This window comes from Halobacillus halophilus DSM 2266, from assembly GCF_000284515.1.
Classification (GTDB): Bacteria; Bacillota; Bacilli; order Bacillales; family Halobacillaceae; genus Halobacillus; species Halobacillus halophilus.
Map to the genome: position 1 here is coordinate 2891576 of NC_017668.1, position 14478 is coordinate 2906053.

Annotated in this window: 19 protein-coding genes; 5 read left to right on the plus strand and 14 right to left on the minus strand. The window is 39.7% G+C overall.

The genetic code is table 11. The features are described 5' to 3' along the window. Positions 1–14: 14 nt before the first annotated feature. The 8 genes from HBHAL_RS14340 to HBHAL_RS14375 form a co-directional block, all read right to left on the minus strand. Complete coding sequence (locus HBHAL_RS14340) at positions 15–329, minus strand: thioredoxin family protein (RefSeq protein WP_014644169.1); 315 nt, start codon at positions 327–329, stop codon at positions 15–17. Positions 330–339: 10 nt separating this feature from the next. Continuing rightward, entirely contained in the window at positions 340–687 is a 348-nt protein-coding gene (locus HBHAL_RS14345; RefSeq protein WP_014644170.1) for a toprim domain-containing protein, read from the minus strand. Positions 688–824: 137 nt separating this feature from the next. Continuing rightward, a complete protein-coding gene (gene gcvH / locus HBHAL_RS14350) occupies positions 825–1208 on the minus strand; it encodes a glycine cleavage system protein GcvH (protein ID WP_014644172.1) in 384 nt (127 codons plus the stop codon). 53 nt (positions 1209–1261) lie between these two features. Beyond that, on the minus strand, positions 1262–1648 hold the full coding sequence (locus HBHAL_RS14355; protein WP_014644173.1) for an arsenate reductase family protein: 387 nt from the start codon (positions 1646–1648) through the stop codon (positions 1262–1264). A 143-nt stretch (positions 1649–1791) separates the two neighbouring features. Continuing rightward, positions 1792–3573 carry an acyl-CoA dehydrogenase family protein gene (locus HBHAL_RS14360; protein ID WP_014644174.1) on the minus strand — a complete coding sequence of 594 codons (1782 nt, stop codon included), beginning with the start codon at positions 3571–3573 and terminating at the stop codon, positions 1792–1794. Between the two features lie 15 nt (positions 3574–3588). After that, positions 3589–4764: an acetyl-CoA C-acetyltransferase gene (locus tag HBHAL_RS14365; protein ID WP_014644175.1), complete on the minus strand. Its 1176-nt coding sequence runs from the start codon at positions 4762–4764 to the stop codon at positions 3589–3591. 21 nt (positions 4765–4785) lie between these two features. Next, the gene (locus HBHAL_RS14370) at positions 4786–7185 is read right to left on the minus strand and encodes a 3-hydroxyacyl-CoA dehydrogenase/enoyl-CoA hydratase family protein (protein WP_014644176.1); all 2400 of its coding nucleotides are present in this window, start codon (positions 7183–7185) and stop codon (positions 4786–4788) included. 358 nt (positions 7186–7543) lie between these two features. Next, complete coding sequence (locus tag HBHAL_RS14375) at positions 7544–8461, minus strand: proline dehydrogenase family protein (protein WP_014644177.1); 918 nt, start codon at positions 8459–8461, stop codon at positions 7544–7546. 235 nt (positions 8462–8696) lie between these two features. Between HBHAL_RS14375 and HBHAL_RS14380 the strand changes: the two genes are divergently transcribed. Next, positions 8697–8963, plus strand: a complete 267-nt coding sequence (locus tag HBHAL_RS14380; RefSeq protein ID WP_014644178.1) for a hypothetical protein — start codon at positions 8697–8699, stop codon at positions 8961–8963. A 3-nt stretch (positions 8964–8966) separates the two neighbouring features. Further along, positions 8967–9314: a spore coat protein gene (locus tag HBHAL_RS14385; RefSeq protein WP_173380436.1), complete on the plus strand. Its 348-nt coding sequence runs from the start codon at positions 8967–8969 to the stop codon at positions 9312–9314. A 289-nt stretch (positions 9315–9603) separates the two neighbouring features. On the opposite strand, the gene HBHAL_RS14390 is transcribed toward HBHAL_RS14385, so the two are convergent. Further along, positions 9604–9810 carry a copper ion binding protein gene (locus HBHAL_RS14390; protein ID WP_014644180.1) on the minus strand — a complete coding sequence of 69 codons (207 nt, stop codon included), beginning with the start codon at positions 9808–9810 and terminating at the stop codon, positions 9604–9606. Between the two features lie 269 nt (positions 9811–10079). Here HBHAL_RS14390 and HBHAL_RS14395 point away from each other — a divergent pair, with 269 nt between their 5' ends. Both HBHAL_RS14395 and crcB read left to right on the plus strand, forming a co-directional pair. After that, the gene (locus HBHAL_RS14395) at positions 10080–10457 is read left to right on the plus strand and encodes a fluoride efflux transporter FluC (RefSeq protein WP_041601390.1); all 378 of its coding nucleotides are present in this window, start codon (positions 10080–10082) and stop codon (positions 10455–10457) included. Then, positions 10454–10804 (plus strand): fluoride efflux transporter CrcB, encoded by a 351-nt coding sequence (crcB, locus tag HBHAL_RS14400; RefSeq protein WP_041601391.1) that lies wholly within the window; start codon positions 10454–10456, stop codon positions 10802–10804. The genes HBHAL_RS14395 and crcB overlap by 4 nt, the downstream gene beginning before the upstream one ends. Before the next feature lie 139 nt (positions 10805–10943). On the opposite strand, the gene HBHAL_RS14405 is transcribed toward crcB, so the two are convergent. Genes HBHAL_RS14405 through HBHAL_RS14420 form a run of 4 tightly spaced genes read right to left on the minus strand, consistent with a single transcriptional unit; the run spans position 10944 to position 13036 of the window. Further along, on the minus strand, positions 10944–11708 hold the full coding sequence (locus tag HBHAL_RS14405) for an STAS domain-containing protein (protein ID WP_014644182.1): 765 nt from the start codon (positions 11706–11708) through the stop codon (positions 10944–10946). Next, complete coding sequence (locus tag HBHAL_RS14410) at positions 11695–12354, minus strand: cobalamin B12-binding domain-containing protein (protein ID WP_014644183.1); 660 nt, start codon at positions 12352–12354, stop codon at positions 11695–11697. Before HBHAL_RS14410 ends, HBHAL_RS14405 begins: the two co-directional genes overlap by 14 nt. Positions 12355–12368: 14 nt before the next feature. Then, positions 12369–12734, minus strand: a complete 366-nt coding sequence (locus tag HBHAL_RS14415) for a hypothetical protein (protein WP_145956049.1) — start codon at positions 12732–12734, stop codon at positions 12369–12371. Then, positions 12731–13036: an antibiotic biosynthesis monooxygenase family protein gene (locus HBHAL_RS14420; RefSeq protein ID WP_014644185.1), complete on the minus strand. Its 306-nt coding sequence runs from the start codon at positions 13034–13036 to the stop codon at positions 12731–12733. The genes HBHAL_RS14415 and HBHAL_RS14420 overlap by 4 nt, the downstream gene beginning before the upstream one ends. Positions 13037–13250: 214 nt before the next feature. On the opposite strand from HBHAL_RS14420, the gene HBHAL_RS14425 reads away from it, so the two are divergent. After that, the gene (locus tag HBHAL_RS14425) at positions 13251–13556 is read left to right on the plus strand and encodes a hypothetical protein (protein ID WP_041601392.1); all 306 of its coding nucleotides are present in this window, start codon (positions 13251–13253) and stop codon (positions 13554–13556) included. Positions 13557–13598: 42 nt separating this feature from the next. Here the strand turns inward: HBHAL_RS14425 and HBHAL_RS14430 are convergent, their stop codons facing one another. After that, a complete protein-coding gene (locus HBHAL_RS14430; protein ID WP_014644186.1) occupies positions 13599–14408 on the minus strand; it encodes a VLRF1 family aeRF1-type release factor in 810 nt (269 codons plus the stop codon). Between the last annotated feature and the right edge of the window lie 70 nt (positions 14409–14478).

The following is a 14478-nucleotide window of genomic DNA, read 5'->3' on the forward strand; positions in this document are numbered from 1 at the left end:
ACCGGGTGATTCATTTATTTTTTTACATATTCAGAAAGTTTATCGTACATAAAAGGAACTGAATGAAATGCATAAATCTTCTCTACAATTTCTCCGTGATGGGTTACAAGAAGACAGGGCACGCTTTTAATTTGATACGTTTTCATTAAGTCAGGATGCAGCGAAGCATTGCACTCTTTAAATAACTCCCTGTTATACATGACCTCAATGGTCGTAAGCATTTTTCTGGCCAAGTGGCAGGTTCCACAAAAAGGAGTATGGATGTATGTTAATCCAATGTTTTGCTCTTCTAACTCATGACCTGCTGACTTGTTATCTATTTCCTGCACTATGATCCTCCTAAATGAGATAAATGGACTTTACTTTAAAGTGCCTATTTAATAAGGCTCTAGCTAATTCGGGTTCCGGAGTGGCTGCCACTTCCCGAAATGCTTTATCAATGTAAATGTGTACGGCATGAGGCAGTTCTGCTGTCAGTTGTTTTCTTAATTTATAGCCGGAGTCGTCTTCATCCACAAGAATATACACCCTGCGCTCGTCGAGATTGTAATCAAGAATCAGTTCCTCCATCCGTTCGATGCCAAGTGTTCCATGTGTACAAATGATTTCTATATCTTCTGCAAGAATTTTCTTGATTTTTCGCTTATCCGTTATTCCCTCAACAATTACGATTCTTTCTCCATCCATTTTCTATCACCCACTATATAGAAACAGACCATGCCAAAGGGGCATGGTCTGAACATGATTAATATGGTACACGATCATGTCAGACAAGGATCATATGTAGCCCTGCCTGTACAATTGCTCATGGTAATTGCTGGATTTTAATCTTCATTAATCATTTCTTCATATTGATCAGATGACATTAATTCATCCATTTCAGAAGAATCACCTGGTTCCACAATAACCATCCACGCTTTATCATACGGGGATTCATTTACGAATTCCGGGCTGTCTTCAAGCTCTTCATTCACTTCAACAACTTTACCGCTTAATGGAGCGTACAATTCTGAAACAGTTTTCACAGATTCTACACTGCCAAACGGTTCATCTGCTTCAAGTTCGTCCCCTACTTCAGGAAGCTCTACAAACACAATATCACCCAGTTCAGATTGAGCGAAATCTGTAATGCCGATACGGACTTTACCGCCTTCTTCTTTAACCCATTCGTGTTCTTCAGAGTAACGCAGATCTTTTGGTACACTCATTGAAATCCCTCCACTAAATTAAATATAATTTATAACCATTACAAACATAAAAGCTAGCTGCTTTTATTTCCAATGTTCTGCTCACTGCCCCACGCTTCCTGAAAATTCTCAGGCTTGAAACCAACAGTGACCTTATTTCCATCCGTGAGAATAGGCCTTTTAATTAACATGCCATCTGAAGCAAGCCATTCGATCATTTCTTCCTGAGTAGCATCCTTCAGTTTTTCCTTCATATTCAATTCTCTATACTTTTTACCACTCGTATTAAAAAACTTACGAGCAGGAAGACCACTTCGATCGATTAGTTTGACCAGCTCATCAGAAGTCGGTGGTTCTTCCACGATATGTATGGAGGTATAATTTATCCCTTGTTCATCCAGCCATTGTTTAGCTTTTTTGCAAGTCCCGCATTTGGGGTACCAATAAAAGGTTACCGGCATAACTATCACTCCTTACAGTTGATATATTATATTTTACCATAATGAAGATATTTATTTCATCGGTTAATCTAATTTAATGACAATCCAAATGTTTGACAGAAAAAATCCCTGCTTTGAACAATCAAAGCAGGGATTTAATGAATTTATACTACAAATTTTTCTGCTTGGATGAGTGCGGATGCTATTTCCCGTTTCTTCGCAATCACATTAATTGGCGTGTGTCGAGTTAGCTTACGCAGTGCACCGAGCATCATTCGAAGGGAGTCACCTGATTCAGCAGCGATCAACGTCTCCTTCGCATGAGCTTCGATTCGATTAAATGCTTCTTGAGTATAAACTTGCGTGTAAAGAAGTTTCAATTCGTTTTTGCTTTCCCCGTTTTTCTGCAGGGCTTTATCCGTACGAAGAATAGCAGACTCCATGTTATATATCTCACCTGTAATGTCCGCTATATTAACGAGCACTTCCTGTTCATTTTCAATTTTTTCACCATATTTCTGAGCAGCTAAACCGGCTGCAAGTAAAGCAATTTTCTTAGCGTTCTTTAATAAATATTTCTCTTGCTCCAAAGGTTCAATACCTGGTTCTTCTGGCATAAGCGTCATAATTTCCTCTTGAAGGGACTGTGCTTTTTGAAGCAATGGAAGTTCGCCCTTCATGGCTTTTTTAAGAAGCGTACCTGGTACAATCATCCGGTTAATCTCATTTGTTCCTTCAAATATACGGTTAATCCGGGAATCTCTATACAATCTTTCAACTTCATATTCGGCCATAAATCCATATCCACCGTGGATTTGTACAGCTTCATCGACAGCGAAATCCAGTAACTCTGTTCCAAACACCTTGTTTAATGAACATTCGATTGCGTACTCAGCAATGACTTTAGCCACAGCTGCACCATCTTTAAGTTCTTCTTCAGACAGCTTACCCATACTCTGCTCAAACAAGCCTACAGTTCGATATACTGCGCTTTCATTGGCATAGGTGTTTGAAGCCACGGAAGCAATTTTCTCTTGAATAAGTGGGAAGCTCGCGATCGGAGTCTTAAACTGTTTGCGCTCTTTCGCATACTTAACAGAAAGTTCTACAGCCCGCTTCGCTCCTCCGACTCCTCCGATAGCCAATTTGTATCGGCCCACGTTTAGAATATTAAAAGCAATGACATGCCCGCGTCCTATCTCTCCAAGAACATTTTCAACAGGAACTTCGGCGTCTTCAAGAACGAGCGTACGTGTAGAGGAACTTTTAATTCCCATTTTTTTCTCTTCAGGTCCTGTAGAAACACCTGGATACTCTCTTTCTACGATAAAGGCCGTGAATTTATCTCCATCTATTTTAGCGTAAACGACGAATACGTCAGCAAATGCAGAGTTTGTAATCCATTGTTTTTCACCGTTTAAAACATAGTGAGTGCCTGCTTCGTTAAGTTTCGCTGTCGTTTTAGCTCCCAAAGCATCTGATCCAGACCCTGGCTCTGTCAGAGCATAAGCTGCGATTTTTTCACCTGTGGCCAGTACGGGAAGATATTTTTGCTTTTGTTCTTCATTACCGAAAAACACGATAGGCAGTGAACCAATACCTACATGTGCTCCATGAGTAACAGAAAATCCTCCACCGCGGGAAAATTTCTCTGTAATTAAAGAGGAACTGATTTTGTCTAATTGAAGCCCGCCGTACTCTTCCGGCACATCTGCTCCTAATAAACCAAGCTCACCTGCTTGCTTCAGCAATTTAACAGAGTGCTCAAATTCGTGGTTTTCCAGATTATCAATTTTAGGAACGACCTCACCTAACACAAAATCTTCAGCGGTTTTAGCAATCATCAAATGTTCATCTGTAAAATCTTCAGGTGTAATCACATCCTCAGCCGATAAATCTTCCACCATGAATCCGCCGCCCTTAATCATTTCTTTTAATTCACTCATTTATTTTTCCTCCTCTTATAGTAACTCAAAAACTCCGGCTGCTCCCATACCGCCGCCAATACACATCGTTACGACACCGAACTGCTCGTTACGCCTTTTCATCTCGTGAATTAATCCTAATGTAAGCTTAGTACCCGTACATCCCAGTGGATGGCCTAGAGCAATCGCTCCCCCATTAACATTCACTTTGTTCACATCAAGTCCAAGTTCACGTATAACACGGAGGGATTGTGAGGCAAACGCTTCATTTAATTCAAATAAGCCAATATCTTGAATACTCAAACCTGCCATTTTCAGTGCTTTCGGTACAGCTTCAATTGGTCCTACCCCCATGATTTCAGGTTCCACTCCTGCTACAGCAAAGGAACGGAACTTCACTAGAGGCTTTAAGCCCTCTGCTTCTGCTTTTTCGCGATCCATTACTAGAACAGAGGCTGCTCCATCACTCATTTGCGAAGAATTGCCTGCAGTGACCGACCCTTTTGTCGAGAAGGCAGGCTTCAGTTTAGCAAGGACTTCCTTGGTAGTACCAGGTCGTACACCTTCATCCATAGATACCGTTATTTTACTTTCTTTTACTTTATTATCAGCGCCTAGAACTCTATCTTCTACTTCCACCGGAACGATTTCATCATTGAATTTCCCTTCTTGAATCGCTTTGGCTGCACGCTCATGACTTTGGACAGCAAAGGCGTCCTGATCGTCTCTTGATATCTCGAAGCGCCTTGCTACTTCCTCTGCCGTATGTCCCATCGACATATAATATTCTGGAGCATTCTTGACCAAATCAATATTCGGCTTGATCACATGACCTCCCATAGGAATTAAACTCATAGACTCTGCACCGCCGGCGATGGCGGTATCGTTGTGCCCGAGCATAATCTTCTCCGCAGCGTAGGCGATACTTTGAAGTCCTGAAGAACAATAGCGGTTAATAGTAATGGCGGGAACCTTATGGTGGAGCCCAGCAAGCCCCGCTATATTACGTGCCATATTCATACCTTGTTCTGCTTCAGGCATAGCACACCCAATAATGACATCATCAATGCTTCCTTCGTAGTTACCAGCTCTTTTTAATGTTTCTTTTATGGTTAGTGCGGCAAGATCATCAGGACGCGTGTGAGCAAACGCTCCTTTTTTGGCGCGGCCCACAGGTGTCCGTGCTCCTGCAACAATGACTGCTTCCTTCACGGTTCTTCCCCCTTTGAATAATTAGTTGCGAAGCGGCTTTCCTTTCATCAGCATGTGCTGCATCCGTGCTTGTGTTTTTGGTTCACCGATTAAACTTAGGAATGCTTCGCGTTCCAGGTCTAATAAGTATTGTTCATCTACAAGCGAACCTTCTTTTAACCGGCCACCTGCAAGAACGAATGCCAGTTTTTCAGCGATTTTCAAGTCATGTTCACTTGCATATCCACTTAGCAATAGTGATTTGGCACCTAACAGCATGGTGGCATATCCCTGTTCTCCAACTACTGGGACTTTTGTTCTTTTCGGTGCTGTGTAACCCGAATCAGCCAGACCGATCACCTTCTGTTTAGCATCATGCAGCAAGTGATCACCATTTGCGCTAATAGCATCCAGCTGATCAAGAAAACCGTTTTCTCTGGCTTCTTCAGCCGAAGTAGAAACCTTAGCCATCGCAATTTTCTCAAATACATTGTTGGCTACTTTTTGAAGATCAAAGTCGACTCCTTCAGGAATATTTCTAAGATGCTTCATGTAAAGCTCTTTATTGCCTCCGCCTCCAGGAATGAGTCCTACTCCTGGTTCTACCAGCCCCATATAAGTTTCAGGCGATGCCTGCACAGCATCGGATGGAAGACAGACTTCTGCGCCTCCACCTAGCGTCATACCAAAAGGTGCTGTTACAACTGGTTTGTCGGAGTACTTCACTTTCATAAGTGCATCCTGGAAGTTTTTAACGACCATTTCAATTTCGAAAAAGTTATAATCCTGAGCTTCCATAAGCATCATTCCAAGATTTGCACCTACACAGAAGTTTTTACCTTGATTTCCTATGACGAGCCCTTTGTAGTGCTGATCAACGTAATCTATTGAAAAGTTAATCATTTGGATAATATCTAGCCCGATCGCATTACTTTGGGAATGGAATTCTAGACAGGCCACATCGTCTCCTATATCTATTAAGCTTGCTCCCGCATTCTTTTTGATCACTTCTTTAGTTTCTTTAACTCTTTTTAAATTGATATTTTTCTTATTGAACACCTGCTGTTTATAGTCAGTATGGTGGTAAAAGTAAACGTTTCCATTTTCAGCTTTATAAAACGAACCAAAACCTTCATTAAGCATCTCTTCTATCCAGGCAGGGATGTTTTCCCCATCCTCTTTCATCCGGTTCACGGAAGCTTGAACTCCGATAGCATCCCACATTTCAAATGGTCCCATTTCCCATCCGAAGCCCCAGCGCATCGCTTCGTCGATAGATGGAACATCATCGGCTATTTCTCCATACAATTCAGCGGAATAAAGAAGCACAGGTTTGACTATAGACCAAATCAAATCTCCTGCCGGATCGTCTTTAGCATTAACTAATGCTTTAAGTTTGCGTCCGGGTCCTTTTTCTTGTTTAGCCATTTCTGTCGCTTTTGTTTTTAGTTTCCCACGAGATTCGTATTCCATGGTTTCAGGATTTAACTGCAGAATTTCACTACCATCTTTACTCCTTTGTTTCAGAAAAAAACCTTGACCGCTTTTTGAACCCAACCAGCCTTTTTCCAGCATCTGCTTCATAAATTCTGGAATTTCAAAAGCTTTTTTCTCTTCTCCTTCTACTTGATCGTGAACATTATTGGCTACATGAATAAAGGTATCCAAGCCAACTACATCCAATGTTCGGAAAGTCGCACTTTTGGGCCGGCCGATCATGGGGCCAGTGACAGAATCAACTTCTCCGACGCTATATCCTTTCTCAAGCATTTTCTGTACGGTTACAAGTAACCCATATGTCCCAATTCGGTTCGCTATAAAATTCGGTGTATCTTTAGCTTCTACTACCCCTTTACCAAGTACGTCCTCCCCAAAAGTTTTTATAAACTCAAGAACTTCAGGATCCGTAGCTTCGGTAGGAATTACTTCAAGCAGCTTCAGATAACGCGGCGGATTAAAGAAATGAGTGCCGAGGAAATGCTTTCGAAAATCTTCACTGCAATCAGCTGACATGGCTTCAATGGATATTCCTGACGTATTTGAACTAACGATAGCTCCCTGCTTTCTATACTGATCCACGCTAGCTAACACTTTCTTTTTAACTTCTAAATTTTCTACGACTACTTCGATAACCCAGTCGACTTCACTAAGTCTCTCCATATCATCACTCATGTTACCGGTTTCAATTAAATTCAAGCTTTCTTTACTAGTAAGCGGAGAAGGCTTTTGTTTCTTTAAGGCCTCTTTATTCACCGAAGATATTCGGTTTCTCACCGCTTTATCATCAAGTGTTAATCCCTGCTTTTTCTCACGATCGTTCAGTTCGCGAGGAGTAACATCGAGCATAAGTACTGGAATTCCGATATTTGCTAAGTGCGCTGCTATCCCGGCCCCCATGACACCAGACCCCAAAACAGCTGCACGCTTTATTTTACGATTCATACTATGTCCCCCTATCCATTTGAATGAATACTCATTCATTTTGTAACCAAAAAAATAAATGTTGCTGAGTTCGTATCTAATACTAATATAAATTATTTTCTGACATTTCGCAATCCTTTTTTCTACAATATGCTGGAAATATTTCGTTTAGAAAAGGAAGAGTGGTAAAAATTATGACTCAGTCAGAACCAGTAAAAAACAGCCTATACTCTTCGCGACTCCCTCCACTATAACTGTTAGATCAGCATTCTCAACGACTACCTTATAACCAACACCTGTGAGGAGGTTCCTATAGTTTATTATAATCAAAAAAAAAGATCGTGTCACAGCAAATTTTGTCATGACACGACGGCGCTCCTTATTTTCCTAGTACACCTTTCAGAACAAAGGCTACGTTCGCTGGACGTTCAGCTAAGCGTCGCATAAAATAACCATACCAATCATTACCATAAGGGACATAAACTCTCATTTTATACCCCTCTTTCACAAGTTCCTCCTGCCTTTCAACACGGATCCCATATAGCATTTGAAATTCGAACTGGTCATTAGATATATTATTTTCTTCCACTAACCGTTTCGTGTATTCAATAATTGCATCATCGTGGGTCGCAACAGCTGTATAGTTTCCATTTAAAAGGTGCATTTTGATAATCTTTTTATAGTTCTCATCTACATCTTTCTTTTCGGGAAACGCAACTTTGGGAGACTCTTTATAAGCTCCCTTCACTAGGCGGAGGTTCGGGTCATATTGATTGAGATCTTCCACATCTTCCGCCACTCGATAAAGGTAGGCTTGCAGGACAGTACCAATGTGAGTGTAATCAGCTCGCAGCTTTTTAAAAATTTCAAGCGTTTTTTCACAGCGATCATGGTCTTCCATATCAATCGTTACAAATACGTCTTCTTTCTCAGCCACATCCAGAATGCGCCGCATATTCTCCATTACGAGTTCTTCTGATATATCCAGCCCCATAGATGTAAGCTTTAATGAAAGTTGTGAATCCAGGTGATGCTCACCTATCGCTTTAATAGCTTCGATGCACCCATCGGCTGCTTCCCGAGCTTCTTTTTTACTATCAATAAATTCTCCCAGGTGGTCGATGGTTACTGACATTCCTTTATCATTAAGCTTTTGAATGGTATCAACTGCATTTGGAATCGTTTCACCTGCTACAAATCGACCAGCGCCAAATCGGAGACCGTATTTTTTAGCTAACTTTGTAAAGAAACGATTTTTGGAGAGAAACAAAAAGAAATTTCGCAATATTTGTTCCATCACACATCCCCCTACTACCCATTTTATCTCTTTTTTTGTTCAATAAATGTAAGAAAATTAAGTTTTGTAAACGAAAACACACTCTTATTTTATCATCTTTTAAGATAAATGGGTAAAAAATTGAAGATCCACGCTTCGAATTTTGCATGTTTTTCCATAATTATAGGGTTATTTATGATAGAAAGTTATCTTTTTGGAATACTACAAATGACTTTTAAAAGGAGGTAGTTATATCATGCAACAACAACAAAACCAACCGTCTTCTATGCAGCAGGCTCAACCAATGGCGCAAGTCCCTGAAGTGGTAAGTACGAAAGACCAGCTTTACATTACGGATATGCTTTCATGGAATTTGAACGCCTGCAAAAAAGCTCACTTTTTTGCTCAGAACTGTCAAACTCCGGAAATCCAATCAGCTTTAGAAGAAGCGGGACAGATGCATCAACGACATTACAATAAAATCCTGACTCACCTGGATACTCAAACACAAAAACCTAATTAATGAATGGAGGTCCTTCAATTGAATCAAACATCAAGCAAGATTCAAAATCCCGAGACAGCTGTACCTAAAACACCTCAGATGAATGAGCGTGACTTTTTAAATGACCAATTAACGACGGAAAAATACATGACCGCTTCTTATAACATTGCTTTAAATGAAGCGAGTAATCAGGCGCTTTATCAGGATCTTGCAACTATTTTTAAAGAAACTCAAGATTGTCAGCGTAACTTATACAATCTCATGTTCAAAAACGGCTGGTATGCTGTTGAACAGGAGCAGCAGCAAAAGGTTCAGCAATCGTTTCAGCAATTCAGCGGCTATAAATCGCAGCTTCCTTACACCGTGCAATAACCTTATCATTTTAAGCTAGCGTTTAATCACGTATAGAACTGACGTTTCTGAAAGAGAGAAGTGGGTATAGGTACCACATCTTAGTTTTTTTCAAGACCCTTCGATTAACGTAATTATACCGATTGACTGTAAACACGAAGCATTAGCTTAGCACCTTAAGAGCAGGACTAGTCATGTATAATTAAGTAATCAAATCAAAGCGTTGCATATTTTAAAAAACTCAACATAGAATCCCCCAAGCCAATAACAAAAATGAGACACCCGGCTTTCAATAGCCGGGTGTCTGCGATTAACCTACTGCTTCATATCCTTGTGCTTCGATTGCTTCCTTCATCATTCCTTTAGATACATAAGCTTCGTCATACATAACGTCTACTTTACCACTGCTTAAATGTACCTCTACTCCGTGAACCCCTTCTAATTTTTCAAGAGATTCCTTTACTGTTTTTTCACAGTGTTCACAACTCATACCGTTTACTTCTAATGTTAGATCCATTTTTTTCACAACCTTTCTATTTCATTTAATAATTGGAATATATGCTGAGTAATGAGTTAAACTCTCTTCTTTTATCGTTTAACTCCTCTTAGATTTACTATTCCACAATTTCGCGATGGAATAACATCTGAGGATTGAATTTTTCAAAAGCTTCTATTATAAAGGCTGACACAAAGCATATTTAAATATAAACTGAAGGAAGTTGGAAAGATCTGTTTAAGCTAATTAATACTGTTTTTTCCTTTTTACTACAGTTAGGAGATTTCATTATGAGAAAGTACATATATTTAGGTATCGCTTGCGGGGGCGGAACGGGCGCAAGTTTACGGTATATTATTTCGAATCTATTTCCTTCCCATGGAGGCTTTCCTTACGGGACATTCATAGTAAATATGCTCGGTTGTTTTCTTTTAAGCTTTATGTATCAATTTTTTTCAAAATTTTTCACAAAATCTCGTGTTTTACAGAAGACTTTGACGACCGGATTTATTGGATCTTTTACTACATTTTCAGCCTTCACTTCTGAATTTGTGCAAATTATTTTTACGAACACTTTTTTAGCATTATTCTACATAATGGGGACATTTCTGCTTGGAGGTATTATGACCATTCTTGGGTCCCAGTGGGGAAAGAAGTGGTTTATATGAGTATTTTGCTCGTGTTTTTGGGTGGAATGATTGGTGCCGTAGCTCGATTTGAAGTAAGTCATCTCTTGAACGGTAAAAGTGATTATCCTTTAGGTACAGCAGCAGCTAATATTTCAGGAGGATTATTACTGGGGATTCTTATTCGCTTACAGGAAATAGTTGGTCTGGAAGATTGGCTTTGGCTGCTATTGGCTGCTGGATTCTGCGGAGGTTATACTACCTATTCTACTTTCAGCTACGAGGTTCTTCATTTAATTGAACAAGGCCAATGGAAGAAAGGACTAGTTTATGCTGGAACCTCGCTTATATTAACGGTGGCTGGCCTCTTTTTCATTCTCTATATCTGAATCCATAGAGCCTTAGAATAGAATTGGTATTACACAAGTCACTTTAGCCAGTTTTACCATCCGTTTAAGAACTTTACGCTCATAATAGTAGAACCTATATATAACCCCTCGATTTCTCTTATTTTAGAAATCGAGGGGTTCATTGTGCACAGTATTTAGCTACAGCCTGCTGCAGGGAGTGCATATAATTTATTTCCAGCGGGAGCTTTAAGTCATTCAACTGTTTTGCCTGGCGGGGCTGGATGCCTATCATAATTATTTCAGCTCCCATATAAAACATAGACTTCATCATATCTGTTAGAACATGGAGCCCATCCCTGTTAAATTCACCTACTCCTGTGAAATCAAATAGCAGTCGATCAATCTCTTCCCTCTGCGAATACTTCAGTAAACTATCTTCTACAGCTTGCATTTTCTCTGTGGTAATATCTCCAAACAAAGGGATCATTGCTGTGTCCGACGAAAGCACAATAAATGGAGCAGATAAACGATTGCTTTGCTCTATCGCTTCTTCTAATTTCTCTTTCTCTTCAAGAAGTTCAAAATTTGTGTCATTTAAACGACTTCGAAGCTGGGTTAATGTATGGGTAACCTTAGAGAGTCGCTCGTCTTTCACGTGTAATAGAACTTCAGCATATAAATCATTCTCCCATGAGACGTACATATCAGCCGTTTTTATAGAATCCTGCTTATTCAAAGGTTTTAAATGCACTTCCAGGGAGGCTTTGTGAACCTCTGGTTTCACCGTTTCTTTTATTTTTATGAGGCTCTCTTCATCAAAAATATCAAGCAAATGTTCTTTTATCCCGTGCAAATCACAAGCTTCTTTAGAATAAGCATATATATGGAAGTTTTTATTGATACGATAGTAAGGCAGGGGAAAAACGCGTTCAACTTGTTTCATTTATTGCGCCTTCCCTTCCTTCATTAAACCACTGATATAAATGATTTAAATCTTTAACCACCATAACCTGTGCGGATTCGAATTCATCCAACTGAAACTTCTTAGCCATACGCCCGCCAATCATAACGAGAGGCTTCCACTCCAATTCCATGAAACGGTGGATGACTTTTTTCAGCACCGGCAGACGATAGGACAAAGCAGCTGATAATCCAATGACATCAGGACGGAATTTTTCAATTTGACTCATAGAATGCTCCATTGATAAATTCGGACCAAGGTACCTTACTCTCCACCCTTGCTCTTTAAAGGTGTCCGCAACCATCTTCAGACCAATGTAATGCTGCTCGTCTTCAACTCCGAACAACAGAGCTTTATAATTCTTTTGGTGCTTGCCTCTAATCGGTTTGAGTTCGGACTCTAATCTGGACAAAGAAAAATCACAAATAGCCGTTGCCAGGTGCTCGTCAGCTACAGTTATTTTGTTTTGTTCCCATAGTTCTCCAATATAATACATAGCTGGGGTAATGATTTCTTCATAAAGGAACGCTTTCGAATGAACCTTCATGAGCTCTTCCATATAGTCTAACGCCCCATCTTCATCCCCACTTAAGAAGTACTGGGCTAGTTGTTTATGTTGTACATTCACACCTGTTCACCTCTTTATTCTGAACGAGTACGTAAATAATCTAAGGCTTGCTGCAAAAACTCTATATATACTTTCTTTTCAGTTGAATCCTCGAGATCTGAATGTTCCAACAATCTTAGTAACCGTTCGTAGTTATCAATGATTAAAGCCGTACCTACGTCTCTTGCCGTCAATACAGTATTCAGCCAATCTGTATAATCTATGAAAAATGTAACACTACCCATTTCATAAGCGGTCTTTAAATGGTCAAGGTGATGATAATTGTCCTCTTCCGTTCGATCTCTACCATGCTGACCAAATTTCTCCCAAAGATATGGATATTCATGATAAATCTCTGTAACTACCTGGTTTACCAAAAACTCTTGCTCCACTTTCTTCACTGAGCGACCACCGCATATTTGGAAACTTTCGGTACAATGCCCTGTAATTCCTGGTCTGGATATTGGCGTTCCAACTCATGAATTTTCTTAAATTGGTCGCTCCTTGCCCATTTCAAGTACGCACTTTTAGATTCCCATTCCAAATGTACAGTTAACTCTCCAGGTTTTCGCTCTTTTTGAAGTAGTTGAAAAGAAATAAACCCCTCGGCCTGATCAACCAGACGAGATCGCTTTATATATATATTAATTAACTCCTCAGCTTTATGCTCTGGCACTTCTACAGTCGAGTCAACTACAAACATTTAAAAATCCCCAATCTTTGCTCGTTATCGATAAATACTATTTTATCATACTAATGAAATGTATGTATAATAGATCACCCTAAGCTTAGACTTCTATCGTCTTGAACGACTTAATCTGACAATAAGTAAGAAAAGAAATCAAAATACATCGAAGGGTTTAACCTTAGGATCAGCGAAGGCGTAGTATAGTACACTTTTCGAGGGGGCAAAGCTGTTGAAAGAATTTATTCTGAATAATCTTAGCAGGGTTAAAGCTGAAATACTTTACTCAGAAGCATGCAGGAACCAATCAAGAATCAGTCAAAAATCTCGTCTGGCAGGTATGGAGCTCGCCTATTCAAATATGTTGTTTGTATTAACGGGAAATCAAACATTTATAGATTTTAAGGATAGAGACCAGGCAAAGAAATTTGTAGATCAATCTGTGAAACAGCATGTACGGAAAGGATTTCGTGTTGGTAATGAGTCATTAGATAAATTGCTGATTATGGAGTACGTGACCGATAAAACAAGATGTTAAAAAAGACACCAGGGCAGTGCCCGGTGTCTTCATACATCTAACTTAGTATTTGATGACTTCATCGATCACATGCATTTCTTCATGATCGAGCAGGTTTTTGTTAACCATATCTTCAGCTTCTTTGTTCATATTATCTTGTAGGTCTTTAAGTTCTTCTTTATCACCGACAAGATAAAATCTTTCCCATTCGTATTTCTTAGCCAGCTTATCAATCTTAGGAGCAACGCTCTTATACCAACGGTAACGGTTATGCTCAAAGCGTTCTTTATACTCATCTCCCTGGGAAGATTTTGCTCCGCCGGATCCCATAGATGGCTGGGCACGGTGAGGACCCTGGTGTTGTCTCCAGTCTTCTGTATTCAAATCAAGTTCAAAGATTTGAGTATCATTCAACATGCCTAGTTCGGCATCAATAACTTTAATTTGTTGTTTTTGCGTTAATACAATTCCCGTTTTAGGGAAGGATTGACGCATTTCTTTTAGTTGATCGAGTACAGGAGTTTCCTCCCAATAAAATTCCGTTTTAACAGGCATTTGGAAGCGTTCGGCAAACCAGACAGTATCATCCGCTGTAGCGAACAGAACCACACTTTTGGCAAAGTGCTGTTCGTTTTCCTCAATGAACTGTTCTACTTTTTCCTTCACAGCCCAATAATTTCGTTTTTCCTCTGAATCTCCATCTTCCTGAAGATAAGATTCAAAGTTATTTAATCCATTTTTCAAGTGTATCTTCCATTCCCCGCCTTGTTGCTCCGGGTCAGAAGGGTCGGTGTTTAAATACATTGAAAATACTTTTTGTGGTTTCTCTAAATGAATTTGCTCTAATTTCTTAATTTCTTTGTTTAAATCCATAAAACAGCGACTCCTTTCAAGTGCTAAATTAACTTCTAGGAAGTATGTTTCCTGAAATAGGAGCGCTTAA